The sequence below is a fragment of the Streptomyces zaomyceticus genome, from assembly GCF_014656215.1.
Lineage (GTDB): Bacteria > Actinomycetota > Actinomycetes > Streptomycetales > Streptomycetaceae > Streptomyces > Streptomyces zaomyceticus.
Genome location: NZ_BNBZ01000007.1, coordinates 76,979 through 102,936 on the forward strand (window position 1 = coordinate 76,979; position 25,958 = coordinate 102,936).

Consider the following 25,958-nt stretch of genomic DNA (forward strand, 5'->3'; position numbering starts at 1 on the left):
TGGCCCCACCGGCCCCACGGAGCCCCGGAGGCCCCGGACCGTGGAGAACCTCTTGTTCCCGATCGACCCCACCCCCTGGCAGGCCGCCGCCGCGTGCGCCGGCCTCTCCCCGTCCGTCGTCTTCGCCCGCCGCGCCAAGGAGGCGGCCCCGGCGCTGCGCGCCTGCGCCGACTGCCCCGTCCGCCGTCAGTGCGAGAGCGCGGTGGCCCCGGCCGAGAGCTACTTCGACGGCGTCTGCGCCGGCCGACTGTGGCGCAACGGACGCCCGGCGGACGCCGCGCGCGTGGCCAAGGCGGTCGCCCTCGCCCCGACGCTCGCCCGGAGCGGCCGCCGTGGCTGACCGCACCGCCCGGACCACCGACCGGCCCGACCGCCCCGCCGCCTGCGTCGCCCGGACCGACCGCACCGTCGCCGACCGCCCCGCCGCCGGCGTCGAGCCGGTGCTGCGTGACATCGCGCTCTGGACCACGTCGCTCGTACGCCAGTTCCCCGAGCTCGCCGAGGAGCTCGCGCCCGGCCGCCGCGGCCCCGCCGGGAGCGCCCCGACCCTTTCCCCCGCGGCCCGCGACGAGCAGATCCGCGAGGAGCGCCGCGAGGCCCTGCTCCTCCAGCAGCGGCACGGTCTCGCCGTCCCCGGCCACGGCGCCGCCCCGATCCGGCTGCACGTCTCCGACGCCATCCGTGACATCACCGACGGGGTGGTGGAGCTGGAGGAGGCGGTGTGCGCCCGGCTCGCGCTGCCCCGGCCGCCCCGCGCCGGAGTGATCGACCGGCTCCGCCGGATCGTGGGGCTGCTCGACGCCATCGCCTCCGAACCCGACCTGGCCCGGCACGTACGGGACGAGATCCGCCGGATGGCACGGCGGTGCGCCCGGACCCTCGGCGACTCGGAGACGGTCGTCCGGGTGGCGGGCCGCTGCCCCTGGTGCGACTCGGTGTCGCTGCGGGCGTTCCCCGACCGGCGCGCGGTGCTCTGTGTGAACCCGGCCTGTGTGTGCGCGGACGGAATGTGCGGCTGCCAGGACGATCCCGCCTACCGGCATCTGTGGCCGGAGCGGGAGTGGGCGGAGCTCGCGGCCGCCTCGGGAGCCCGCACCGAGGAGATCGAGGCGGCGATGGACGCGACGGACACGCCGGCGAACACACCGGCGGCCCCGTCCACGGACACGACGACGAACGACACCGAGGAGACCCCGTGCTGAGCTCGATCGCCCTGCCGGCCCTGATTCCGGGACCGCTGGCCGCCGAGGAGGCGGGCGTCGCCCCCGCCACCATCCGCAAGTGGGTCCAGCTCGGTCATCTGCGGGCCGCGGGCAAGGCGGGCCGGGCGCAGCTCTTCCGCCTGGAGGACGTCTTCGCCGCCGAGCGCACCGCGCGCCGCCGTGCCCGTACCGCCTGACCCCCGTTCGCACCCGTACGCACCCGTACGCCCAGCGCCCCGCGTCCTTCCGGACGCGGGGCGCTTTCTCATGCCGCCAGGAAGCGGTGGAGCGAGTCCGTGAAGGCGGCGACGAAGCGGTCGCGGGCCTCCTCGGGCACACGGTCCAGGGAGAGATAGGGGTTGAGGTCCTCCAGTTCGACGAGGAGCAGCTCGCCGCCTGGGGCACGGCAGGCGTCCACGCGCTGGATGCCGTGGTCGAGGGTGTTCCAGTCGACGAAGCGGCGGGCGAAGGCGAGGTCGTCCTCGGTGGGTTCGTACGGCTCAAGGACCCAGCGCCGCTCGGGGTCGGGGGCGTACAGGGCGTACTGGAAGAGGTCGTCGACGTAGTAGAAGGAGACCTCGTAGCGGAAGTCGACGCGCGGCTGGACGAGGAGTTCGCCGTGTTCGAGGCCGAGGCCGGTGAGTTCCTCGCGGGGCAGGAAGACCAGGCCTATGGAGTCGGCCCCGGCCTTGGGCTTGACCGCGTAGCCGGCCGCGTCGGGGAGCAGGTGGAGGTCCTCGGGCCGGTCGACGGTGGGGATGACGGGGTACGCGGCGGCCGTCAGGTCCAGGAGGTACTGCTTGCCGGCCATGTCGCCGCGTCCGTGGAGCGGGTTGTAGACGCGGGTGCCGCGGGCCAGGGCGCGCTCGCGGAAGGCGTCGTACTCCTTCTGGTAGCCGAGGACCGGACCGCTGTTCCGTACGACGACGGCGTCGAAGCCGTCCATGAGGGCGGCGGCGTCGAGCGGGTGGCAGAGCGCCAGGTCGAAGTTCTCGCGCAGCCGGGCGGTGAGGTGGATGTCCTCGTCGCAGTAGCGCCGTCCGCGGGCCGGGTAGGCGAGGTCGGTGACGTAGAGAAGGCTGGGGCGGGCGGTCACGGGGCGGCTCCTCGGTCGGTGGCGGCCAATTTATCGGGTGCCCGTCCGGGGCCCGTGGGCCGATGCGGGAGGACGGGCGGGCAGCCGTCCGGGAGGCCCGTACGGAAGGAGCGCGGAGGAGCGTCCAGAACTAGTTGCGTGCGCGCACGCTCTCTGTCACAGTTGGTGCAGCGGCGGAGCTGCGCCCGAACGAAGGGCGGCGGCTTCGCCGTTCGCCGTCCGGGCGTGGCTCCGCGCCCCGCCCCCTCCCGCGGGAGCCCCCGGGCGGCGCCCCGTCCCGTACCCCTCTCCGAGGAGAACCCGTCATGACCACTCCCCCGAGTGCGTTCCCGGACGTCGAGAAGCTGGTCGTCGACGTCCTCAAGGCCGATCCCGCCCTGGCCGGCGCGACCATCGCGGTGAACGCGCCGGCCGGCTTCGACGGCACCCAGGCGGCCGTCCTGGTCAACCGCCGCGGCGGCGCCTGGATCGGCGACCTGCACGTCGACATGCCGCTGATCGAGTTCGAGGTGTACGGGCCGACGAAGAACGCCGCCCACGTCCTCGCCAACGGCGCCCGCCGCGCCCTGCTCGCCACCATCGGCAAGCAGATCGGCGCCAACAACGTCGTCCACGACGTCGAGGAGCAGGACGGACCGCGCTGGCTGCCCGACTACCTCTACCGGGGCGCCAACCGCTACCTCTGCGTCATCCGCCTCTCCCTGAGCGTCTTCTGAGCCCTGCGCTCCCGCGCACCGCCGCTCGAAGCACCGCTCACCCACAGACCAGGCCCCGCCGTCCGGCGGGGCCTTTGCCGTACCCGGATCCCACGCCGGGGCGGCGCCCTCACCCCATCACAAGGAGAGATCCACCATGGCAGGAAACAACTCGGCCGAGATCCGCGTCGCCGGCACCGGCAAGCTCTACGTGGCCGCCGCCGGCTCCGCCGCCCCGACCACCTTCGGCGCCGACGCCGCCGCCGACTGGACCGGTGCGGGCTGGAAGGACCTCGGCTTCACGACCGGCGACGGCGTGACCTTCGCCAAGAAGGACAAGCTGGAGCCGATCGACTCGTGGCAGTCGGTCTCCCCGGTGCACTTCATCTACTCCAGCCGTGACCTCTCGCTGAAGTTCTCCATGCTCCAGTTCAACGAGCTGACGCTGCCCTTCTTCATGGGCGGCGGCAAGGTCGAGGCCGATCCGGCCACGTCCACGGAGACCTACAAGTACGAGATCGCCGAGCGTCCGTTCGCGGACGTCCGCGCCCTCGGCCTGGAGTTCACCGACGTCAAGGCCGGTGGCACCACCGCGGTCACCTACCGCTTCATCATCCCGCGCGGCCAGGTCACCGCGTCCGACGACATCAAGCTGGCCCGCAAGGCCGCGTCCCAGCTGGGCGTGACCTTCACGGCCATGTCGCAGGGCGACGGCAAGCCGCTGGCGACCTTCCTCATGAAGGACGGCCAGTACGGCGCCACCGTCTGATCCCGCTCCACCCGGGGCGGGACGGCCGACCGCCGTCCCGCCCCGCCCTCTCCTCCTCTCTTCACCCGAACAAGGAGTACGCATCACCATGGCCCGTTTCGACGTCAACGCCGCCCGCGCCCAGCGACAGGAGGCCCACGGCCGCAAGTGGTCCTTCGAGCTGGACGGCGAGTCCTACACCCTTCCGACGGAGCTGAGCCGCGCCACCGCCAAGGGCCTGCGCAAGCTCGACGACAACGACGTGGACGGCCTGCTCGCGCTCCTGATGGGTGAGGAGCAGTTCAGCCGGTTCGAACAGCACGACGTCACCATGCAGGACATCGCCGCCATCCTGGAGGCCTACGGCAAGGAGACCGGGCTCGGCCTGGGGGAAGACTGAGCCTCGTCGCGTTCATCGAAGAACACGCCGAGGCCCTTGAGGCCGACTTCATCCGTCACTACGGACTCGATCTCCTCGACTGGCACCGCGGAGAACTGTCCAGCCGGCGGGTGCTGGCACTGATCAAGCATCTGCCGCGGGACAGCGCCCTTCAGCGCGAGCTCCACGGCGAGACCGCGGAGTGGTCGATCACCGACCATCTGCTCGCGGCCACGGTGGACCATCTGGCTGTCGCGAACTGGATGTTCCAGTGCGTCAACGCGTCCGAGGACGGCGACCAGCCCGATCCGCCCCAGCCCGTTCCCCGTCCCGGCTCCCAGGACGAGGACGAGGAGACCGAGGTCCCGGGCGAGCGCTCCCCCGGGGCGGAGACCCCCGAGGTCTCCCCGGGACAACTCGCCCGGTTCTTCGGCTGAAGCCGTCCCGCCCCCGGCCCCCGGACTCCTCTCCCGTCAGGGAGCGGACTCCGGGGGCGCTTCCTGTGCTCGCTCGGAGGTCAGGTCCTCCTCCAGCGCCCTGGCCCGGTCGGAGAGCCGGCGCCCCTTGCCCGCGCGCGATTCCGGGCCGGCGGACTCGGCTCCCCGGCGTTCGCCGCCGGACGCGGACTGGGCGGGCACACCGAGGGGTGGCACGATCGGGCGGCCCCCCTTGCCGCGGACGACCTTGCGTACCGGCTGGGCGTTCCTGCGGGTACGGCTCTCCTGGGCGCTGACGAGGACGTCCGGCTCCGCGTCCGGAGCCGTCCCGGTCTGCTGCGCGGGCTCGGGCTCCCTGTGGTGCTCGGGCTCGGCCTCCCGGTCCCGTTCGACTCCGGTCCGCTGTTCGAACAGCTCGCGTTCCCGCCGCACCCTCTCCTCGGCCTCGACGACGGCGGCCGGCGGTTCGAGGAGCCGGGCGAAGGGCAGTGCGATGACCCGGGCACCGTCCCGTCCGTTGTCGACGCGCCGCTCGGGGCGGCGGACTCCCCGCGCGTCACCCTGCCCCTGGGTGTAGGCGTCGGCGACACGCTTCTCGTACTCCCGTCGTATACGCGGGAGTTCCTCCGACACGGCCTCGGCCCAGCCGGCGGTGAACGCGGCGGTCTCCCGGCGGTCGACCTCGGCCCTGGGCAGCACGACGAGGTCCTCGGTGGCGTACCCGTGGACCAGGACGAGTTCGGAGAGACGTGCGAAAAGGTGAGGCAGATCGGGGTGGGAGGCAAGCCAGTCGACGACCCTCTCCCGACGGTTGGTTCCCGACTCCGTTTCCATGCGTCAGTACTGCCTTCCAGCCCCCTGGGGTCCCCGCGCGCCCCTCGCGCCCCCCGCGCCCCGAGGTGGTCCGATCCGGAGAGCGTCTTCCAGGTTACCCGGTCGAACAGAACCCCGTTCAGCCGCCAACCCGTTCGGGGAACAAGCCAAAAGACACACCGTCAGACGTTTCCCGCTCGACAAACACCGAACAAGTGTTCCACACTCTGTTCGCACAACAGTTCGAACACGTGGTGCCCCCGCTCCTCACTCCGCGGCGCCGCCACACACGCACGGGCAAGCAACCGGAAGGCAGGCGTCCATGACTCAGCAGGCCGAGGCATCGCGACCGCACATCCCGCTCCAGGACCGCCTCCGCCAGCTCCTCGACGGACCCGTCGCCCTCGACAAGAGAGCGTTGCTCGGCAGCCTGTACGCCGAGGTCTCCCGCTGCGAGACCGTCGCGTACGCGGCGGGCTGGAACGACGCGCTCGCGACCGTGCGCCGCGGCCCCCGCCGGGACGAGGACGCCTAGCCCCACCCGCTGCCCCAGACGAACAAGCCCTTGCCGAAACCGGCAGGGGCTTTTCGGCGCTTGGCCGTCACCGGCCGGAAGCGGAGCAACTCATGGCAAAGACCATCGACGACCTCTCCAAAGAGATCTCCGACCTCACGGGCGTCCTCCTCACGGCCGACTCGAAGGTCTCCCACAAGGTCCCCAACCCGACCGATGACGAGGAGGCGAAGGAGAAGACCCCCTTCGTCGACGGCTCATCCATGGTCTCCAAGCTCAAGAAATCCCTCGTCGGCGACCCGCCCAAGATCCTCACGGAGGAGAACGCGGCGCCGTTCATCAAGGAGATCACCGACATCCACGAGGAGGTCGTGAAGGCCCCTCTGACGGAATGGCTCGAGGCCGCGGGCCTCGACGGCGTGGCGGCCGGCGTCGAGAAGATCTACGAGGGGAAGGACAACTGGTGGACCTACTTCATCGCCGCCTTCATAGGCCTCGCCATCCCGGCCATCGGCCTCCTCCTGGTCTCCAAGTTCACCGACTGGTCCCGTTTTCTCCAGTCGAAGGTCTTCGGCGGACAGGCATACGCCCGCAACGAGGCCGGCACCTGGAGCCGACAGGACCTCCAGGCCATCAACGACCGTGAGACCAGGGTCTTCAACGGCGGCGGAATCAGCGCCATCCCGTCCGAGGACAGCCTCCGCGGCGTCCGCGAGGAACTCGAGAAGCTGACCGAGAAGATCACGATCTTCAATCGCAAGGCCGGGGGGTTCCGCACCAAGTTCAACAAGATGCCGTCGGCTCGCGCGATCAAGAAGTCGGCCCAGGGGATCGAGGCCATCGCCGACGCTCTCGACAGGATCACCATCTCCGACGTCGGGGCGATGGCCACGCAGGCCGACGAGCTCAAGAGGGCCATGGAGGACTTCAAGCCCGGCAAGATCCCCCAGGACCTCCAGACGACCCGAACCGAGACCCGAAACCTCGGCAGGACCGTCGACGAGCTGAAGGCCTCGTTCCAGAGGCTCAAGGACGAGACCGTCCTCGTCACCAGGGCCCTCGCCTGACCCCCACCCACCCCGAAAGGAGGTAACCCATGTCTCTCGCCAGTTCCCTCAAGAAGTCGTCCGACTCCCTGCGCGCCCTCAAGACCCAGGCATCCGGCGCCGGCACCTCGGTCAAGAAGATCGGCGACGCCGGCAAGTCGGCCTCGGGCCAGCTCAAGACACTCCGCACCAACGCCCAGGGCTCCACCACCCAGCTCAAGAACCTCAAGACCGCCTCCGAGCAGGCCGAGCGCGCCATGAAGAAGGCCGGCGACACCGCCCAGTCGGCCGGCGGCAAGCTCGGCAAGTACGAGTCCGGCGCCGGCAAGGCCGCCAAGGGCCAGGACAAGCTCAACCGGTCCATGAAGGGCAACTTCCTGGTCCGCCTGCTCGAACTCTTCATGCCGCTCATCGAGGCGATCGTCGACATGGCGCTTCGCTCGAAGACCATGCAGACGGTCCTGAAGAAGGCCTTCAGCGCCGTCAAGAGCGTCATCAGCTCCGTCATGAAGGCCATCGGGCCGATCATGAAGAAGGCCGGCGACCTGATCAAGACGGTCTGGAACGGCATCAAGAAGGCCGTCTCCACCGTCGTCAAGGCCGTCGCCACCGTCATCAAGACCTACGTGAAGATCTGGAAGACGGTCATCACCACGGTGATGAACGCGATCAAGACGGTCATCGGAGCGGTCTGGAAGGGCATCAAGGCCGTCATCGTGCCGGTCGTCGACTGGATCAAGTCGGCGATCCCGAAGGCGTTCACCGCCGTCAAGGACAAGATGTCGTCGGTGTGGAACGGCCTCAAGGACATCGCGTCCCGGGCGTTCGACGGCATCAAGAGCGGCGTGAAGGGCCCCATCAACGCAGTCATCGGCCTCATCAACTCGATGATCGGCAGCCTCAACCGCGTCAAGGTCAGCGTCCCCGGCTGGGTTCCGGTCGTCGGCGGCAAGACCTTCGGCGTGAACATCCCGACCATCCCCATGCTCGCCACCGGTGGTGTCGTCATGCCCCGCACGGGCGGTGTCCCGGCGATCCTCGCCGAGGCCGGCGAGGCCGAGGCCGTCCTCCCGCTCTCCAAGCTGGACCGGCTGCTCGCCCAGACCGCGCGGCGCGCCCGCATGTCCCAGGGCGGCCAGGGCGCGGCCGCCGGCCCCGGGCTGCACATCGAGCACTACCACGCCGCCCGGAACAGTGACCCGCACGCGACCGCCAGTGCGCTCATGTACCTCGTGAAGGCGCGTGGAGCACGCGCATGAGTGCCGCGCTCGTCGCCATGCCGAGGTTCCGCGTGGTCGTCGCGCCGATGAGCAACCTGCGGCAGGGACTCGGCGGAACGGCCGGCTCGCTGAAGAACCTGCGGCAGCGCGTCCAAGGGGCGGCCGGCGGCATCGACGCCCTCGCCACCGCCGCCCGCACCGCCGGCACCCCCCTGCGCGCCCTCGGTCAGCACGCCTCCGGCGCCGCCGGCGCCGTCACCAGGATCAAGCGGTCCACCGCCCCCGCCGGGGTCAAGCGGATCGGCACCGCCGCCGGCAAGGCCCGCACCGCCGCCCGCAGGATCGGCACCGGGGCGGGAATCGTCCTCGGCATCCTCCTGCCGCTGCTGCCCGTCACGGACGTCATCTCCGGCCTGATGGGCACCTTCGGCACCGTCATGACCGTCGCCTCCATCGCCATGACAGGCATCAACGTCGCCATGCGGGCCAACCCGCTCGGCTTCGTCGTCGGCCTGATCGTGCCCATCGCGGCGTACCTCATCGAGCTGGCCCTCAACTCCGAGACCGGCCGGCGGATCATGAAGCAGGTCTTCCAGCAGGCGCTGAAGGGCTTCCAGGCGGTCTGGAAGTTCATCCAGCCGTTCATGAAGCTCCTGGGCGAGGCCGTGGGCAGGTACTTCAAGGCGTACCTGACCGTCTTCAAGACCGGCCTCAAGGTCGTCGGAGCGGCCATCGACGGCATCTCCAGGATCGGTTCCGCCGTCCGTTCCGCCTCGAACGCGCTGAGCGGCATCGCCTCCCGCACCATCGGCGGCATCAAGAGCGCCGTACGGCCGGTCGTCGACTGGATCACCGACAAGATCCCCGGCTTCTTCCGGACCGCAAAGGACGCGGTGAGCAAGGCGCTGCGCGGCATCGGCGACCTGGTCAAGGGCGCCCTGAGCGCCGTGATCGGCGTCGTCAAGGGACCGATCAACGGTCTCATCGCCTTCGCCAACTGGATCATCGACGGGCTCAACAAGCTCAGCTTCGAAATCCCCTTCACCGGCAAGAAGTTCGGCGTCGAGCTCGACAAGCTGCCGATGCTCGCCGAGGGCGGCATCGTCTCCCCCGGCAACGCGGACGACTACCGCATCGACTCGCTCTCCCAGCTGGAGAACCGTCGCGTCCCCGCCCTCACCGAGCCGCTCCCGAAGCCGCACCGCGTCCGGGACTTCCACGAGGAGCCCGGGGCCGGTCCGCGGTCGACCGCCGAGGACCTGCTCTTCCTCGCGACCGCCGCCCGCTGACGCGCGGGCCCGGCCCCGCCGCCGCCCCGTCCACGGGCCGGCCCGCGCCTCAACCCGCGCCCGTCCGCCCACCGCTGACCCCATCCCAAGTGAGGTGACGGCCCCATGGCCGAGACCACGACCCCGTTCGCCGGAAACTCCTACATCGCCGACCTCGCGCCCGGCTCGCTCATCACCCAGGACGGGCAGATGCAGTGGGCCGGACTCCTCATGGGCCCCGGCACCCCCTTCGCCGTCGACAAGTCCGGTCTGTCGGGCTGGGAGGACCTGCCCGAGTACGACTCCTCCGACGCCGACCGTCCCACCTCCCACGGCGCCTGGCCGGGCTCCCGGTACGCCAAGCCGCGCAAGGTCGGCGGCACGATCGTGCTGATGCCGGAGTACGGCGGCACCGCCGGGGCCGTCCGCGCCCTGCGACAGTCGCTCGCCCTCCTCGACGAGGAGCGGTGGCTCACCGTCCGGCTGCACGGCGAGCTGCTCACCGTCCGCGCCCGGATCGCCCAGCGGGTGGTCCCCGCGGACCAGGGCTTCGCCACCCAGGGCAGCTCCCGCATGTCGGTCCAGTGGCTGGCCGCCGACCCCCGCCGGTACGTCGTCAACGAGCAGATCGCCACGACCAGCCCCCCGCAGCCGGAGTCGGGACTCACGTGGCCGCTGACCTGGCCGCTGAAGTGGGGCCAGGCCAAGAGCACCGGTGACGCCGTCGTCGAGAACACCGGTTCGGCCCCGGTCCACCCGGTCATCGTCTTCCGCGGCCCGTGCTCCATGCCGACCGTCACCGAACGGGTCAGCAGGCGCCGGCTGCGGTACGCCATCGACCTGACCGCCGGCGACGAACTGACCATCGACACGCGCGCGGGCACGGTCATGCTCAACAACTCCGCCTCCCGCCTGCACACCGCGATGGCCGACTCCACCCCGGAAGAGCTGTTCGTGCTCGACCCCGGTCGGACCGACCTGTCCTTCCGGCCCGAAGAGGGCACCGCGGATTCGCTGATGACCGTGCGCTGGCGCAGCGCCGAGTGGTGACCAGGACGCGCCGAGCGTCCGCCGCCGTCCGCCGGTCGCCCCCGGGCACCGGCGGGCGGCGGTCCCTCCCCACCGACCACCCCGCCCAGACCCCTTCCGGAGAGGTGAACCCATGACCGTACGCGCCGCTTGGCTCCCGTCCACCGGCCAGACCCGCGAGGACACCCGCCTCACCCTCGCCGCCCTGCTCACGCCCAGCGGCCAGAGTGCCGACGAGACCCCCCTGCGCTCCCGCGCGGGCATCGTGCCGGGCGGATTCGCGCTGACCGGCGGCTCGCCCATGCAGGCCACCATCGGCACCGGTCGCGCGATCGTCCAGGGCAACGACACCGCCCAGGGCGCCTACCTCGTCGCCGCCACCGCGCCGGAGAGCTTCACGATCGAGGACGGCGACCCGCAGTACGACCGGATCGACCTGATCGAACTGTCCGTGATGGACGACACCTACGACCGGTCGGGCGCCACCGAGGCGGTCGTACGGCTCGTCAAGGGCACCCCCCAGGCCACGCCCACCGTCCCGCAGACCGGGCCGGGCAGCACGATCCCGCTCTACACGATCCGGGTGCCGAAGGGCGCCTCGGCGGGCACCGGCGGAATCGCGTGGACCACCGCCGTCACCACCATGCACTGGCCGGTCGTCGCACTCGGCGGCATCCTGCCCGCCAGCGGCTTCAAGGGCGCCTACGTCGGCCAGTACCGGGACACCGCTGGGCTCCTCCAGCGCTGGGACGGCACGACCTGGGTCTCGTACCCCAAGCCCATCGGCGGCATCGCCCCGAGCGGCACGGCCGCCGGCGGCTACACCGGCCAGTACCGGGACAACAACGGCGGACTGCAGCGCTGGAACGGTACCGCCTGGCAGTACGTCCAGGGCGCCTCGACCCTGCTGTTCAGCGCCACGCAGTGGCAGACGGCCCAGGCGCAGAGCGTCGCACCCAACACCTGGACCGTGCTCAACCTGCCCACCGTCGAGGTCGACGACGCCGCCGGCTGGACCTCGAACACCACCTACATCGTCCCGCGTACCGGCTGGTGGCGGATCTCCGCGCACGCCACCTGGGCCAACGACGCCCAGACCGGCATGCGCGGCGCCCGTGTCGTGGTCGGCGGCGTCGGACAGGCCCGGCTGACCTGGCTCACCCCCGCCGGCAACGGCGCCATCTCCGTCGGCGGTGGCGGCCTGGTCCGGCTCGTCGCGGGCGAGACCCTCCAGCTCGCCGGCTTCCACAACCACAGCGCGGCGATCAAGACCCTCGGCGGCTCGGGCTACGCCTGCAGCCTCACCGCCGAATGGGTCAAGTCCTGACGCCCCCGACCGCCGAACCGTCCCTCGACTCCCCGAACGGAGAAACCCCATGAACCTGCGCAGCAGTTGGGTCGCCGAGACCGGCCAGACCCGCGAGGACACCCGGCTCACCCAGACCGGTGTCACCACCATGACCAACCCCGTCCAGGTCCGTTCCGGCGTCCTGCCCGGCTCGTACGGCGGCCAGTACCGGCTCTCCGGCTTCTGGACCTTCGGCTCCGCCGCCATGTCGGCGACCGTCTCCGAGGGCCGGGCCGTCATCCAGGGCGAGATCTCCCAGGGCGTCTTCCCGGTGACCCTGCCGGCCTCCGAGGTCGTGACCTTCGCCCCGGGCAACGCCCTGTACAACCGCGTCGACCTGCTCGTCCTGAAGATCTACGACAAGCTGTACGACGGCGGGACGCGCACCGAGGCCACGATCGAGATCATCCAGGGCGCGGCCGAGCAGAACCCGAAGACCCCGGTCGTCCCGCCGCGCTGCCTCCCGCTGTACGAGGTGACCGTCCCCGCCGGTGCCAGCGCGGGCAACGGCGGCATCCCCTGGGACAGCGCGCTCAAGGACCTGCGCACCCCGGTCGTCGCCCTCGGCGGCATCCTCCCGGTCGAGGGCGCGTCCCTGCCGGGCGCCTACCCCGGCCAGTACCAGGACGCGAGCGGCGCGCTCCAGCGCTGGGACGGCGGCGCCTGGGTCTCGTACCCGTCGGCGCTCGGCGGCATCGTCCCGTCCTCCGCGTCCACCACGCCGGCGAGCTACACGGGCCAGTACCGCGACTCGACGACCGGCAAGCTCCAGCGCTGGGACGGTTCCACCTGGGTCCCGGTCGTGGCGGGCCCGTACTTCGTCGACAACCGCGACTACGGCGACACCACGTCGACCACCTACACCTCCACGCTCGCGGGCCGCATCACCAACCCGCTCACGCTCTCCTTCGTCGCCCCGCCGTCGAAGGCGGTCGTCATCAGCTTCGGCGCGAAGCTGAGGTCGACGAGCCCCGACCACTACGCGTTCATGGCGCTCAGGCTCACCCAGGGCTCCACGGTCATCGCCGACCTCGAGGACGACTACGCGGCGCTCGCCGCCAGCCAGAACATGGTCTCGGTGGCCACCTCGACCCGCCAGTCCGGCCTGACCGCGGGCGCGACGTACACCCTCACGGCCTTCTTCCGGGTCGTCCCCGCCACCCCCGCCCTCAAGGCCGGCTACGACAACACCTTCATCAGGGTCGACCCGCTGCCGTAGCCCGGATCCACCCATTCGACAGGAGAAACACCATGGCACTGCGCAGCGGCTGGCTCCAGCCGACCGGGCAGACCCGAGTCGCCACCCGCCTCACCGCCCTCGGCGCCACCACGCCGGCCAACCCGCTCGCCTCGCGGTCCGGCATCCTGCCCGGCACGATCGACGGCAAGTACCGGGTCGGCGGCCTCTGGATGAGTGGCAGCGGCCCCATGAGCGCGACCGTCTACGCCGGCCGCGCCGTCGTCCAGGGCACGAACGCCCAGGGCGCCTACCCCGTCACCCTCGACGCGGACACCGTCCTCACCTTCGGCGACGGCGATCCGCTCAACCCGCGCGTCGACCTCGTCGTCCTGCGCGTGTACGACGACGAGTCCGACAACTCGACCAGGAGCGAAGCCGCCCTGGAGATCGTCAAGGGCGCGCCGAAGGCACAGCCCTCCGCCCCGGACGCACCGGCGCTCTCCCTGCCCCTCTTCTCGGTCAGGGTGGAGAAGTCGGCCTCGGCCGGCACCGGCGGCATCGCCTGGGCGGGCGGGGCCGTCACCGATCTGCGGACCACCCTCGTCGGCGCGGGCGGCATCCTGCCCGTCTACAACAACGCGGGTGTGCCCGGTTCCTACCCCGGTCAGTACCAGGACAACGACAACGCCCACTACCTCCAGCGCTGGGACGGCAACGGCTGGGTGGCCTACCCGAAGGAGATCGGCGGCATCGCCCCCGGCGGCACGATCTCCACCGGCGGCTACACCGGCCAGTTCCGCGAGAACAACGGCGTCCTCCAGCGCTGGAACGGCAACTCCTGGGCCAACTACCAGCCGCCGGTGGAGGTGGAGACCACGTCGAGCGGTGTGACCCCGCTGGCCAACTGGACGGTGGTGTCCTTCTCCGCCCGACGCTCCCGCGGCCTCGCGACCGTCCTCGTCACCGTCACCCGCAACGGAGCCCAGGTCAACGCCGAGAGCGCCGGCAACATCGCCGACGAGCCGCTGTGCACCCTGCCCGCCGGATGGCGCCCGGCCTTCGACTACGAGGCCTCCGCCTGCGACGGCTTCGGCAGCGGCGGCGCCTACATCTCGGCCGGCGGGCAGATCAACCTGCGCACCTGGTCGTCCAACGGCGCCCTCGTCGCCGGCCGGAACATCCGCATCTCCGCGACCTACGTCCTCTGAGGGAGGTTGTCCCATGGCACTCGACACGCCCTACCGGGCCATCTTCTGCGACCTCGTGAGCGACACGACCCTCGACATCCTGCCGCTGCGGGACGTCTCGTTCGAGGACTACATCGGCCGGGCCGGCTCCCTGTCCGGCACGGTCCCCGTCCCCGACCGGGCCATCGCCGAGCGGGCCCACAAGATCAAGCCGGGCCGCACCACGGTCTACCTGGAACGCGGCGGGGACCTGTGGTGGGGCGGCATCGTCTGGACCACCAACCTGCAGTCCAGCGACCGAGGCGTGGTGACCCTGGGCATTCAGGCCTCCACCTTCGACTCCTACGCGGGCCGGCGGCGCATCCGCACGGACCGGTTCGAGACCCGGTTCGTCGACCCGCCGGCCGACCAGTTCACCATCGCCCGCGCCCTCTGGTCGGACCTGTCGGACGGCCTGGGCATGAGCAGGATCGACGTCGGCGACGAGACGGAGGAGTCCGGCGTGCCGCGGACGGCCTCCTGGCGGTCCGGCGACGAGACCGTCTACCAGGAGGCGCTCGACCAGCTCGGCGCCCAGGAGAACGGCTTCGAGTACCAGATCCTCGTCTACCGCGACCCGGGCGACGGCGGGCGGATCCGCCAGCTCCGGCTCGGCTCGCCCAAGATCCGTACCGGCGCCACCGACATGATCTTCGACCGGCCCGGCACGATCCTGTCGTACTCCCTTCCGGACGACGCCACCCGCGGCGGCACCGTGGCCCTGGCCCGCGGCGCCTCGACCAACAGCAACGCCGGCACCGAGTCCCGGCCGACCGTGTCCGACCCCAAGACACCGACGAAGCCGCTCCCGGACCTCTGGCCGCAGCTCGACCTGTCCTCGGACCACAACGACGTCAGCGACAGGGCCACGCTGAACTCGCTCGCCCAGGCCGCCGTCGACGAGGCCTCGGGCCATGTGCAGATCCCCGAGATCAGCATCCGGCTCGGCGGGATCGTCCCCCCGGCGCTCCTCGGCCGCACCGCCCGCGTCCGCATCACCGACGAATGGCACCCGACGGGCCTCGACGCCCGCTACCGCATCGTCGGCGTCAAGGTCCGGCCGGCCGAGCGAGGCCGACCCGACACCGCCGAACTCGCCCTTGAGGAGGCCTGATGGCCCTGCTGCCCGAGGACATCATCGACCGCCTGATCCAGATGGAGCGCCGCATCCAGGCCCTGTCCACCGCGGTCAACACCCGTCCGCCCCTCAACGAGATCCGGCCCGTCCCGACCGCCTCCACCCCCACCCCGGCCAAGCCGGTCCTGCGGATCTTCGACGGCTACAGCCACGAGGTGTTCGCCGACGACATCACGACCGGTGGCCTCGCCAGGCCGTGGCTGCAGCTGATGCCTCCGGTGGACCACCTGAAGGAGGCGAAGTGGCCGTCCACCACGAGCACGTCCTTCACCCCCATCGCCCAGTCCTTCAATCCGGTCTGGCAGCCCAAGATGCGACTGGCGATGTACACGAAGGTGTCCAGCGGGGCGACCGGTCAGGTGAAGGTCATGGTCGACGGCCAGCAGTTCGGCCCCACCGTCACCGCGGGCCAGACCTTCGACCACACCGGTCTGCTGCCGGGCGGTGTGGCGACCAAGTTCGGCAAGGTCATGACCGTCGAGATCCACGCCGTGGTCACCAGCGCGAGCGGCACGGTGTACGCCCAGCCCGTCAGCATGTACGGCACCCAGTCCTGACGACCCGCCCCGCGCGGCCCACGAGGAGCACACCATGAACATCGACCCCACCCAGCCCTGGGGCGTGGTCATCGACTACGCCGGGCGCGCCTCCGTCGACGAGAACGGCCACACCCTCTCCGTACGCGTCTACGACAACGGCCTCGGCCACTACCTGGAGCGGGACCCGATCACCGGCGAGTACCCGTCGGTGCACGTCAGCGCGGAGTTCGCCAGGGCCGGCGCGGGTGACGCCACCCTGCGCGGCTTCGGCCTGGCGGTCGTCGAGGCGAAGGACGGCGTCCCCGCCGTGCCCGACCCGACCGCCGTCCAGCGGGCCGTCGCCGCCGCGCTCGCCGACTTCGAGAACCGCCGGGCGTCCTACGCCTCGCTCTGCGCCACCTGGGCCCCGCCCCCGGAGCCCGAGCCGGCACCGGAGCCCACGCCCGCCCCGTAGCCCCGGCACCGGGGAGACCGCTCCCCCGCCCACCCCGTACGCCGCCCGCCCTCCGTGCGGGCCTTTTTCATGTCCGGAGGACACCAGATGGCCACTCCCCTCTCCGCGGACCGGCTCGTCGCCGCGCTCCGCGCCGAAGGCGTCACCGTCGTCGAACACCCCGGCTGGCGCTCCCGCAACCGCAACCACACCGGCGCCTGGGGCCCGGTCACCGGCGTGATGATCCACCACACCGTCAGTACCGGCACCGCCTCCTCCGTCGAGCTCTGCTTCAACGGCTACGAGGGCCTGCCGGGCCCGCTCTGCCACGGCGTCATCGCCAAGGACGGCTCCGTCCACCTCGTCGGCAACGGCCGCGCCAACCACGCCGGCGGCGGCGACCCGTCCGTCCTCCAGGCCGTGATCACCGAGACGTACGGGGACCGGCCGCCGGCCCCGCGCGTCCACCAGGGCAGCCCCGGCGCCGTCGACGGGAACTCCCGCTTCTACGGCTTCGAGTGCGTCAACCTCGGCAACGGCACCGACCCGTGGCCGGCCGAACAGCTCGACGCGATCGAGCGGGTCTCCGCCGCCCTGTGCCGGGCCCACGGCTGGGGCGCCAAGTCCGTCATCGGCCACCTGGAGTGGTCCGACTGGAAGAGCGACCCCAAGGGTTTCGGCATGCCGACCCTCCGCGGAAGGATCCAGACCCGGCTGGGCAAGGCCCCCGCCAAGAACACCGCCGGCAGTGGCAAGCCGGCCCCGCCCCGTCTCCAGCCGTTCCCGGGCACCTCGTTCTTCCGCAAGGAGACGAGCTCCCCGGTCATCACGGCCATGGGCCGCCGTCTCGTCGCCGAGGGCTGCTCCGCGTACACCGTCGGCCCGGGCCCCCGCTGGGGGGAGGCCGACCGGCTCAGCTACGCGAAGTGGCAGCGCAAGCTCGGCTTCCGCGGCTCCGACGCCGACGGCGTCCCCGGTGCCGCGTCGTGGAGCGCGCTCAAGGTCCCGCACACGAAGTGACCGAAGGGGCCCGGGCCCGTAACCCGCCTCGGGCCCGGGCCCGTACCCCACACCCCCCGCAGGAAGGGAGAAGTTCCGATGTCCGATGCCGCCAAGCGCACGGCCCGCACCGTCCTCCAGTCCGCCGTCGGCATCGCCGTCGTGCTCCCCGCGATCGTCGACGCCTCCGGCCTCCCCGAGACCCTCCCCTGGGTCGCCGGAGCCCTGGCCGTCGCCGGCGGTCTCACCCGGGTGATGGCCCTCGACGCGGTGCAGAACCTGCTGCCGTCCTGGCTCCGCAGCACCCCGGCCGAAGGCGGCGCCGATGACCGATCCTGATCCGAACGACCCCGTGGCCGTCGCCCTCGAACTGGAACGGCTGCGCGGCACCCTGGAGGCGGGCTTCGCCCGGGTCGACGGCTCGCTCGCGCTGCTCGTGCAGCGCAGCGACCAGACCGACAAGCAGCTCGCCGACCACGAGGCCCGCCTCGACGCGCTGGAACGCGCCCGCTGGCCGCTGACCAGCATCGCCGCACTGGCCGCGAGCGCCGGCGTGCTCGTCGCGGTCTGGGAACTGGCCGCCCGCTGACGACGGCCGGACACGCCGAAGGGCGGCCACCCCATCGGGGTGACCGCCCTTCGGTCAAGCGACTCGCTTACTGGTTGTACGGACCGTAGTCGTAGTCCTCCAGCGGAACGGCCTGGCCGGAGCCCGAGCCGAACGGCGAGTAGTCGATGTCGTCGTAGCCGACGGCCGAGTACATCGCGGCCTTGGCCTCCTCGGTCGGCTCGACCCGGATGTTGCGGTAGCGGGACAGACCCGTACCGGCCGGGATGAGCTTACCGATGATGACGTTCTCCTTGAGGCCGATGAGGCTGTCGGACTTGGCGTTGATCGCCGCATCCGTCAGGACTCGGGTCGTCTCCTGGAAGGAGGCGGCCGACAGCCAGGATTCCGTCGCCAGCGAGGCCTTGGTGATACCCATCAGCTGCGGACGGCCGGAGGCGGGGTGACCGCCCTCGGTGACCACACGACGGTTCTCGGTCTCGAACTTCGAGCGCTCGACGAGCTCGCCCGGCAGCAGCTCCGCGTCGCCGGACTCGATGATCGTCACACGGCGCAGCATCTGCCGGATGATGATCTCGATGTGCTTGTCGTGGATCGACACACCCTGCGAGTTGTAGACCTTCTGGACCTCGGCGACCAGGTGGACCTGGACCGCGCGCTGACCGAGGATCCGCAGCACGTCGTGCGGGTTGGTGGCACCCACGGTGAGCTTCTGGCCCACCTCGACGTGGTCGCCCTCGCCCACGAGCAGACGGGCACGCTTCGAGATCGGGAACGCCGTCTCGTCGGTGCCGTCGTCCGGGGTGACGACGATCTTCTTGGTCTTCTCGGTCTCCTCGATACGGACGCGGCCGGCCGCCTCCGAGATCGGGGCGACACCCTTGGGCTGACGAGCCTCGAAGAGCTCGACGACACGGGGCAGACCCTGGGTGATGTCGTCACCGGCCACACCACCGGTGTGGAAGGTACGCATCGTCAGCTGGGTACCGGGCTCACCGATGGACTGGGCGGCGATGATGCCGACCGCCTCACCGATGTCGACCAGCTTGCCGGTGGCCAGCGAACGGCCGTAGCAGAACGCACAGGTACCGACGGCGGACTCACAGGTCAGGACCGAGCGGGTCTTGACCTCCTCCACGCCGGCGCCCACGAGGGCGTCGATGAGCACGTCACCCAGGTCGACGTTGGCAGGCGCGATGACCTTGCCGTCGACGACGACGTCCTCGGCGAGCATCCGCGCGTACACGGAGGTCTCGACGTCGTCCGTCTTGCGCAGCACGTTGTCGGCGCCGCGCTCGGCGATCCGCAGCTTCAGACCGCGCTCGGTGCCACAGTCCTCCTCGCGGATGATCACGTCCTGCGAGACGTCCACCAGACGACGGGTCAGGTAACCCGAGTCGGCGGTACGCAGGGCGGTGTCCGCCAGACCCTTACGGGCACCGTGCGTGGAGATGAAGTACTCCAGAACGGTGAGGCCCTCACGGAAGGACGCCTTGATGGGACGCGGGATCGTCTCGTTCTTGGCGTTCGACACCAGACCACGCATACCGGCGATCTGACGCATCTGCATCATGTTTCCTCGGGCACCCGAGTCAACCATCATGAAGATGGGGTTCGTCTTCGGGAAGTTCGCGTTCATCGCCTCGGCAACCTCGTTGGTCGCCTTGGTCCAGATCGCGATGAGCTCCTGAGTGCGCTCTTCCTTGGTGATGAGACCGCGCTCGTACTGCTTCTGGACCTTCTCGTCCTGCTCCTCGTAGCCCTTGACGATGGCCTTCTTGGCCTCGGGCACGACGACGTCGGAGATGGCCACGGTGACGCCGGAACGGGTCGCCCAGTAGAAGCCGGACGCCTTCAGGTTGTCGAGCGTCGCCGCCACGATGACCTTGGGGTACCGCTCGGCGAGGTCGTTGACGATCTCGGAGAGCTGCTTCTTGCCGACGGAGTAGTCGACGAAGGGGTAGTCCTCGGGCAGCAGCTCGTTGAAGAGCGCGCGGCCCAGCGACGTCCGCAGACGGAACGAGTCACCCTGCTGCCACTCCGGCTCGCCCTCCTCGGCGACCGGGGGAACCCAGCCACGGGGAGCGACGGTGCCGACCGGGAAGCGGATGTCGATCTGCGACTGCAGAGCGAGCTCGCCGGCGTCGAACGCCATGATCGCCTCGGCCGTGGAGCCGAACGCGCGGCCCTCGCCCTTGGTGTCACGGAGCTCACCGTCGGTGGTCAGGAAGAACAGACCGAGGACCATGTCCTGGGTCGGCATCGTGACCGGACGGCCGTCGGCGGGCTTCAGGATGTTGTTCGAGGACAGCATCAGGATGCGGGCCTCGGCCTGCGCCTCCGCGGAGAGCGGCAGGTGCACGGCCATCTGGTCACCGTCGAAGTCCGCGTTGAACGCGGTGCAGACGAGCGGGTGGATCTGGATGGCCTTGCCCTCGACCAGCTGGGGCTCGAAGGCCTGGATGCCGAGGCGGTGCAGCGTGGGCGCACGGTTCAGCAGAACCGGGTGCTCGGCGATGACCTCTTCGAGGACGTCGTACACGACCGTGCGGCCGCGCTCGACCATCCGCTTGGCGCTCTTGATGTTCTGCGCGTGGTTCAGGTCGACCAGGCGCTTCATCACGAACGGCTTGAAGAGCTCCAGCGCCATGGCCTTGGGCAGACCGCACTGGTGCAGCTTCAGCTGCGGACCGACGACGATGACGGAACGCGCGGAGTAGTCCACACGCTTGCCGAGCAGGTTCTGACGGAAACGACCCTGCTTACCCTTCAGCATGTCGCTGAGGGACTTCAGCGGACGGTTGCCGGGGCCCGTGACCGGGCGACCACGACGGCCGTTGTCGAAGAGGGCGTCGACCGCCTCCTGGAGCATCCGCTTCTCGTTGTTCACGATGATCTCGGGGGCACCGAGGTCGAGCAGACGCTTCAGACGGTTGTTGCGGTTGATCACGCGGCGGTACAGGTCGTTCAGGTCGGAGGTCGCGAAGCGGCCACCGTCCAGCTGCACCATCGGACGCAGGTCCGGCGGGATGACCGGCACGCAGTCGAGAACCATGCCCTTGGGGCTGTTCGCGGTCTGCAGGAACGCGGAGACGACCTTGAGGCGCTTGAGCGCACGGGTCTTCTTCTGGCCCTTGCCGGTACGGATGATCTCGCGGAGGCGCTCGGCCTCCTCCTCCAGGTCGAAGGACTCGAGACGCTTCTGCAGCGCCGCGGCACCCATCGAACCGTCGAAGTACGTGCCGAAGCGGTCACGCAGCTCGCGGTAGAGGAGCTCGTCGCCCTCCAGGTCCTGGACCTTGAGGTTCTTGAAGCGCGACCAGACCTCGTCCAGACGGTCGATCTCGCGCTGCGCACGGTCGCGCAGCTGCTTCATCTCGCGCTCGGCACCCTCGCGCACCTTGCGGCGCACGTCGGCCTTGGCGCCCTCGGCCTCGAGCTCGCCGAGGTCGTTCTCGAGCTTCTTGGCGCGGGCCTCCAGGTCGGAGTCGCGACGGTTCTCGATCTGCTGACGCTCGACGGAGACGTGCGCCTCCAGCGAGGGCAGGTCACGCGTACGACGCTCGTCGTCGACGTACGTGATCATGTACGCCGCGAAGTAGATGACCTTCTCGAGGTCCTTCGGGGCGAGGTCGAGCAGGTATCCGAGGCGCGACGGGACGCCCTTGAAGTACCAGATGTGGGTGACGGGAGCGGCGAGCTCGATGTGGCCCATCCGCTCACGGCGCACCTTCGCGCGGGTGACCTCGACGCCACACCGCTCACAGATGATGCCCTTGAAGCGGACACGCTTGTACTTGCCGCAGTAGCACTCCCAGTCCCGGGTCGGACCGAAGATCTTCTCGCAGAAGAGTCCGTCCTTCTCGGGCTTGAGCGTGCGGTAGTTGATGGTCTCCGGCTTCTTGACCTCGCCGTGGCTCCACTGACGGATGTCGTCAGCGGTGGCCAGACCGATCCGGAGCTCGTCGAAGAAGTTGACGTCGAGCACTATGCGTCAATCCCTCTCAGGGTTGTAAGGCTTAGGGGTCTGATACGGGGGTCCTGGGGCCGGCCGGGGACTCAGCGGTGAAATCGCCGAGCCCCCGACCGAACTCCCGTCAGACCTCTTCGACGCTGCTCGGCTCGCGCCGGGACAGGTCGATGCCGAGCTCCTCCGCTGCGCGGAAGACGTCCTCGTCGGTGTCGCGCATCTCGATGGACATGCCGTCCGAGGACAGCACCTCCACGTTGAGGCACAGGGACTGCATCTCCTTGATGAGCACCTTGAAGGACTCGGGGATGCCGGGCTCAGGGATGTTCTCGCCCTTGACGATGGCCTCGTAGACCTTCACGCGGCCGGTCACGTCGTCGGACTTGATCGTCAGCAGCTCCTGGAGGGCGTACGCGGCGCCGTATGCCTCCAGCGCCCACACCTCCATCTCACCGAAGCGCTGGCCACCGAACTGGGCCTTACCACCCAGCGGCTGCTGGGTGATCATCGAGTACGGGCCGGTCGAACGCGCGTGGAGCTTGTCGTCGACCAGGTGGTGCAGCTTGAGGATGTACATGTACCCGACGGAGATCGGGTCCGGGAACGGCTCGCCGGAGCGGCCGTCGAACAGCCTCGCCTTACCGGTCGGGAGCACCATGCGCTCGCCGTCGCGGTTCGGGATGGTGTGGTTCAGCAGACCCGCGAGCTCGTCCTCACGCGCACCGTCGAAGACGGGGGTGGCGACGTTGGTGCCCGGGGCGACCTGGTCGGCGCCGATGGCCTGGAGGCGCTGCGCCCACTCGTCCGCGAGACCGGAGACGTCCCAGCCGCGGCTGGCGAGCCAGCCGAGGTGGATCTCCAGGACCTGTCCCGGGTTCATTCGGGACGGGACACCCAGCGGGTTGAGGATGATGTCGACCGGGGTGCCGTCCTCCAGGAACGGCATGTCCTCGATCGGCAGGATCTTCGAGATGACGCCCTTGTTGCCGTGACGGCCGGCGAGCTTGTCACCATCGGTGATCTTGCGCTTCTGGGCGACGTAGACGCGGACCAGCTGGTTCACGCCCGGGGGAAGCTCGTCGCCCTCCTCGCGGTCGAAGACGCGCACGCCGATGATCTTGCCGATCTCGCCGTGCGGCACCTTCAGCGAGGTGTCACGGACCTCACGCGCCTTCTCACCGAAGATCGCGCGGAGCAGACGCTCCTCCGGGGTCAGCTCGGTCTCACCCTTGGGCGTGACCTTGCCGACGAGGATGTCGCCGGCGACGACCTCGGCACCGATACGGATGATGCCGCGCTCGTCGAGGTCCGCGAGGACCTCCTCGGAGACGTTCGGGATGTCCCGGGTGATCTCCTCCGGGCCGAGCTTGGTGTCACGGGCGTCGACCTCGTGCTCCTCGATGTGGATCGAGGAGAGGACGTCGTCCTGCACGAGGCGCTGCGACAGGATGATCGCGTCCTCGTAGTTGTGACCCTCCCACGGCATGAACGCCACGAGCAGGTTCTTGCCGAGCGCCATCTCGCCGTCTTCGGTGGCGGGACCGTCGGCGAGGACCTGGCCCTCGATGACGCGGTCGCCCTCGTCCACGACGACCTTCTGGTTCACAGAGGTGCCCTGGTTGGAGCGCGAGAACTTGTGCAGGCGGTACGTGATGTACGTGCCGTCGTCGTTGGCGACGGTGACGTAGTCCGCGGAGAGCTCCTGGACGACACCGTCCTTCTCGGCCTTGAGCACGTCGCCGGCGTCGGTGGCGCAGCGGTACTCCATGCCGGTGCCGACGAGCGGGGCCTCCGACTTAATCAGCGGCACCGCCTGACGCATCATGTTCGCGCCCATGAGGGCACGGTTGGCGTCGTCGTGCTCGAGGAACGGGATCATGGCGGTCGCGACCGACACCATCTGGCGCGGCGAGACGTCCATGTAGTCGACCTCGGCCGGCAGGACGTAGTCGACCTCGCCGCCACGCTTACGCACCAGAACGCGGTTCTCGGTGAGCTGCATGTCGTCGTTGAGCGCGGCGTTGGCCTGCGCGATGACGAAGCGGTCTTCCTCGTCGGCGGTGACGTAGTCGACCTCGTCGGTGACCTGGCCGTCGACGACCTTGCGGTACGGCGTCTCGATGAAGCCGAACGCGTTGACGCGGCCGTACGAGGCGAGCGAACCGATCAGACCGATGTTCGGGCCTTCGGGGGTCTCGATCGGGCACATGCGTCCGTAGTGGGACGGGTGCACGTCTCGGACCTCGAAGCCGGCCCGCTCACGGGACAGACCACCGGGACCCAGCGCCGAGAGACGACGCTTGTGCGTCAGACCCGACAGCGGGTTGTTCTGGTCCATGAACTGCGACAGCTGGCTGGTGCCGAAGAACTCCTTGATGGAGGCGACGACCGGCCGGATGTTGATCAGGGTCTGCGGCGTGATCGCCTCGACGTCCTGGGTGGTCATGCGCTCACGCACGACGCGCTCCATACGAGCCAGACCCGTGCGGACCTGGTTCTGGATGAGCTCGCCGACGTTGCGCAGACGACGGTTGCCGAAGTGGTCGATGTCGTCGGTCTCGACGACGATCTCGTTGCCGTTCTCGCCGATCGTCTCGGTCTCGCCCGCGTGGAGCTTCACCAGGTACTTGATCGTGGCGATGACGTCGTCGGTGGTGAGCACGCCGGCGTCCAGCGGCTCGTCGGCGCCGAGCTTCTTGTTCACCTTGTAGCGGCCGACCTTCGCGAGGTCGTAGCGCTTCGGGTTGAAGTAGAGGTTCTCGAGCAGCGTCTGAGCGGCCTCGCGGGTCGGCGGCTCGCCCGGACGCAGCTTGCGGTAGATGTCGAGCAGCGCGTCGTCCTGGCCCTGGGTGTGGTCCTTCTCCAGGGTGGCGCGCATGGACTCGTACTCGCCGAACTCCTGGAGGATCTGCTCGGTGGTCCAGCCGAGAGCCTTGAGGAGGACGGTGACGGACTGCTTGCGCTTGCGGTCGATGCGGACACCGACCAGGTCGCGCTTGTCGATCTCCATCTCCAGCCAGGCACCCCGGGACGGGATGATCTTGGCGGAGAAGATGTCCTTGTCGGACGTCTTGTCGATGGAGGAGTCGAAGTAGACACCCGGCGAACGGACCAGCTGCGACACCACGACACGCTCGGTGCCGTTGATGACGAAGGTGCCCTTGTTCGTCATGAGCGGGAAGTCGCCCATGAAGACCGTCTGGGACTTGATCTCGCCGGTCTCGTTGTTGGTGAACTCGGCGGTGACGAAGAGCGGGGCGCCGTACGTGAAGTCACGGTCCTTGCACTCGTCGATCGAGTTCTTCGGCGGCTCGAAGCGGTGGTCGCGGAAGGTCAGCGACATCGACCCGGAGAAGTCCTCGATCGGGGAGATCTCCTCGAAGATCTCCTCCAGACCGGACTTCCTGGGGACGTCCTGTCCCGACTCGAGAGCAGCCTCGACGCGAGCCTTCCAGGCGGCGTTGCCGAGCAGCCAGTCGAAGCTCTCGGTCTGCAGCGCGAGGAGGTTCGGAACCTCGAGGGGCTCCCGGATCTTTGCAAAGGAGATGCGCAGCGGGGCGGTGCTTGCGCCGTTGTTCGTATTGGTCGAGGCGTTGCGCGAGGCGGCCAAGAGGGGGTCCTTCCGAGGGCTCGGACTCACTACGCGCGTACCGGTCCCCTGCAGCGCTTCACGGCAGACTTTTCCTGAGATGACCAAAAGGCCAGATCAGACGGGGTCGGTCCACGAAGCGGATGCGAAGGTATGCCCCTGGTGACGGGCAGGGGGCAGCTAACAGGCAGCGCAAAGGGTCAGTGTAGCCACTTGGCTCACTGATGTCCAGGGCGAATAATTCGCGACCCTCGTTGCTCTCAACTCCGCGGTACCTCGCGCCGTGCGGCGCACCTCGATACTGCCCGTTCAGTCGTCGATCCATGCCTCGGAAACGGATCGTTGTGACGACGCGTCCTGAGAATTGCGCGCTGCGTGCGGTTCGTCAAGGCCCCCCGGTCTGCGGGGCGCACGGCGAAGATCACCATACTCCGCTTCCGGCGGCCCTCGGGCCCCCCGCCACGCCCTTCCCGGGGAACGCCGAAAGGCGACCACCCACATGGGTGATCGCCTTTCGGTGC

25 protein-coding genes are annotated in these 25,958 nt (G+C 69.8%); 21 read left to right on the top strand and 4 right to left on the bottom strand.

The window, feature by feature from the left end; genetic code table 11:
• Positions 1 to 40 precede the first annotated feature (40 nt).
• Genes IE311_RS12130 through IE311_RS12140 form a run of 3 tightly spaced genes read left to right on the top strand, consistent with a single transcriptional unit; the run spans position 41 to position 1,399 of the window.
• On the top strand, positions 41 to 340 hold the full coding sequence (locus IE311_RS12130) for a WhiB family transcriptional regulator (protein ID WP_229901869.1): 300 nt from the start codon (positions 41 to 43) through the stop codon (positions 338 to 340).
• A complete protein-coding gene (locus IE311_RS12135; RefSeq protein ID WP_373313831.1) occupies positions 333 to 1,202 on the top strand; it encodes a hypothetical protein in 870 nt (289 codons plus the stop codon). Before IE311_RS12130 ends, IE311_RS12135 begins: the two co-directional genes overlap by 8 nt.
• Complete coding sequence (locus IE311_RS12140; protein ID WP_189831630.1) at positions 1,196 to 1,399, top strand: MerR family transcriptional regulator; 204 nt, start codon at positions 1,196 to 1,198, stop codon at positions 1,397 to 1,399. Before IE311_RS12135 ends, IE311_RS12140 begins: the two co-directional genes overlap by 7 nt.
• A 68-nt stretch (positions 1,400 to 1,467) precedes the next feature.
• Here IE311_RS12140 and IE311_RS12145 read toward each other — a convergent pair whose 3' ends face one another.
• Positions 1,468 to 2,298, bottom strand: coding sequence for an ATP-grasp domain-containing protein (locus IE311_RS12145; protein ID WP_189831631.1), 831 nt, complete (start codon positions 2,296 to 2,298; stop codon positions 1,468 to 1,470).
• Between the two features lie 305 nt (positions 2,299 to 2,603).
• Between IE311_RS12145 and IE311_RS12150 the strand changes: the two genes are divergently transcribed.
• From IE311_RS12150 to IE311_RS12165, 4 genes are all read left to right on the top strand, one after another.
• Positions 2,604 to 3,014, top strand: coding sequence for a hypothetical protein (locus tag IE311_RS12150; RefSeq protein WP_189831632.1), 411 nt, complete (start codon positions 2,604 to 2,606; stop codon positions 3,012 to 3,014).
• A gap of 136 nt (positions 3,015 to 3,150) precedes the next feature.
• Positions 3,151 to 3,762 (top strand): phage tail tube protein, encoded by a 612-nt coding sequence (locus IE311_RS12155; protein ID WP_189831633.1) that lies wholly within the window; start codon positions 3,151 to 3,153, stop codon positions 3,760 to 3,762.
• A gap of 88 nt (positions 3,763 to 3,850) precedes the next feature.
• A complete protein-coding gene (locus tag IE311_RS12160) occupies positions 3,851 to 4,141 on the top strand; it encodes a hypothetical protein (RefSeq protein WP_189831634.1) in 291 nt (96 codons plus the stop codon).
• Positions 4,142 to 4,251: 110 nt separating this feature from the next.
• Complete coding sequence (locus IE311_RS12165) at positions 4,252 to 4,557, top strand: hypothetical protein (RefSeq protein ID WP_373313832.1); 306 nt, start codon at positions 4,252 to 4,254, stop codon at positions 4,555 to 4,557.
• Between the two features lie 36 nt (positions 4,558 to 4,593).
• On the opposite strand, the gene IE311_RS12170 is transcribed toward IE311_RS12165, so the two are convergent.
• Positions 4,594 to 5,391 (bottom strand): hypothetical protein, encoded by a 798-nt coding sequence (locus IE311_RS12170; RefSeq protein WP_189831635.1) that lies wholly within the window; start codon positions 5,389 to 5,391, stop codon positions 4,594 to 4,596.
• Between the two features lie 301 nt (positions 5,392 to 5,692).
• Between IE311_RS12170 and IE311_RS12175 the strand changes: the two genes are divergently transcribed.
• The 14 genes from IE311_RS12175 (at position 5,693) to IE311_RS12240 (ending at position 17,899) form a co-directional block, all read left to right on the top strand.
• Positions 5,693 to 5,905 carry a hypothetical protein gene (locus IE311_RS12175; protein ID WP_189831636.1) on the top strand — a complete coding sequence of 71 codons (213 nt, stop codon included), beginning with the start codon at positions 5,693 to 5,695 and terminating at the stop codon, positions 5,903 to 5,905.
• Positions 5,906 to 5,997: 92 nt separating this feature from the next.
• Positions 5,998 to 6,951, top strand: coding sequence for a hypothetical protein (locus IE311_RS12180; RefSeq protein WP_189831637.1), 954 nt, complete (start codon positions 5,998 to 6,000; stop codon positions 6,949 to 6,951).
• A gap of 29 nt (positions 6,952 to 6,980) precedes the next feature.
• The gene (locus IE311_RS12185) at positions 6,981 to 8,189 is read left to right on the top strand and encodes a phage tail protein (RefSeq protein ID WP_189831638.1); all 1,209 of its coding nucleotides are present in this window, start codon (positions 6,981 to 6,983) and stop codon (positions 8,187 to 8,189) included.
• Positions 8,186 to 9,439: a phage tail tape measure protein gene (locus tag IE311_RS12190; RefSeq protein WP_189831639.1), complete on the top strand. Its 1,254-nt coding sequence runs from the start codon at positions 8,186 to 8,188 to the stop codon at positions 9,437 to 9,439. The genes IE311_RS12185 and IE311_RS12190 overlap by 4 nt, the downstream gene beginning before the upstream one ends.
• Before the next feature lie 105 nt (positions 9,440 to 9,544).
• Entirely contained in the window at positions 9,545 to 10,468 is a 924-nt protein-coding gene (locus tag IE311_RS12195; protein WP_189831640.1) for a phage distal tail protein, read from the top strand.
• A 112-nt stretch (positions 10,469 to 10,580) separates the two neighbouring features.
• Positions 10,581 to 11,774 (top strand): hypothetical protein, encoded by a 1,194-nt coding sequence (locus IE311_RS12200; protein WP_189831641.1) that lies wholly within the window; start codon positions 10,581 to 10,583, stop codon positions 11,772 to 11,774.
• A gap of 49 nt (positions 11,775 to 11,823) precedes the next feature.
• On the top strand, positions 11,824 to 13,014 hold the full coding sequence (locus IE311_RS12205) for a hypothetical protein (RefSeq protein ID WP_189831642.1): 1,191 nt from the start codon (positions 11,824 to 11,826) through the stop codon (positions 13,012 to 13,014).
• Positions 13,015 to 13,046: 32 nt separating this feature from the next.
• Entirely contained in the window at positions 13,047 to 14,183 is a 1,137-nt protein-coding gene (locus IE311_RS37080) for a hypothetical protein (protein WP_189831643.1), read from the top strand.
• Positions 14,184 to 14,196: 13 nt separating this feature from the next.
• Positions 14,197 to 15,315, top strand: coding sequence for a hypothetical protein (locus IE311_RS12215; RefSeq protein WP_189831644.1), 1,119 nt, complete (start codon positions 14,197 to 14,199; stop codon positions 15,313 to 15,315).
• Positions 15,315 to 15,896 (top strand): hypothetical protein, encoded by a 582-nt coding sequence (locus IE311_RS12220; protein WP_189831645.1) that lies wholly within the window; start codon positions 15,315 to 15,317, stop codon positions 15,894 to 15,896. Before IE311_RS12215 ends, IE311_RS12220 begins: the two co-directional genes overlap by 1 nt.
• 34 nt (positions 15,897 to 15,930) lie before the next feature.
• Positions 15,931 to 16,332 (top strand): ATP-binding protein, encoded by a 402-nt coding sequence (locus tag IE311_RS12225; RefSeq protein ID WP_189831646.1) that lies wholly within the window; start codon positions 15,931 to 15,933, stop codon positions 16,330 to 16,332.
• Positions 16,333 to 16,419: 87 nt separating this feature from the next.
• Positions 16,420 to 17,331 carry a peptidoglycan-binding protein gene (locus IE311_RS12230; protein WP_189831647.1) on the top strand — a complete coding sequence of 304 codons (912 nt, stop codon included), beginning with the start codon at positions 16,420 to 16,422 and terminating at the stop codon, positions 17,329 to 17,331.
• Positions 17,332 to 17,409: 78 nt separating this feature from the next.
• Positions 17,410 to 17,649, top strand: a complete 240-nt coding sequence (locus IE311_RS12235; protein WP_189831648.1) for a hypothetical protein — start codon at positions 17,410 to 17,412, stop codon at positions 17,647 to 17,649.
• The gene (locus tag IE311_RS12240) at positions 17,636 to 17,899 is read left to right on the top strand and encodes a hypothetical protein (RefSeq protein ID WP_189831649.1); all 264 of its coding nucleotides are present in this window, start codon (positions 17,636 to 17,638) and stop codon (positions 17,897 to 17,899) included. The genes IE311_RS12235 and IE311_RS12240 overlap by 14 nt, the downstream gene beginning before the upstream one ends.
• A 67-nt stretch (positions 17,900 to 17,966) precedes the next feature.
• Here the strand turns inward: IE311_RS12240 and IE311_RS12245 are convergent, their stop codons facing one another.
• The gene (locus IE311_RS12245; protein ID WP_073910763.1) at positions 17,967 to 21,866 is read right to left on the bottom strand and encodes a DNA-directed RNA polymerase subunit beta'; all 3,900 of its coding nucleotides are present in this window, start codon (positions 21,864 to 21,866) and stop codon (positions 17,967 to 17,969) included.
• Between the two features lie 109 nt (positions 21,867 to 21,975).
• Positions 21,976 to 25,458, bottom strand: coding sequence for a DNA-directed RNA polymerase subunit beta (gene rpoB / locus IE311_RS12250; protein ID WP_189831650.1), 3,483 nt, complete (start codon positions 25,456 to 25,458; stop codon positions 21,976 to 21,978).
• Positions 25,459 to 25,958 lie beyond the last annotated feature (500 nt).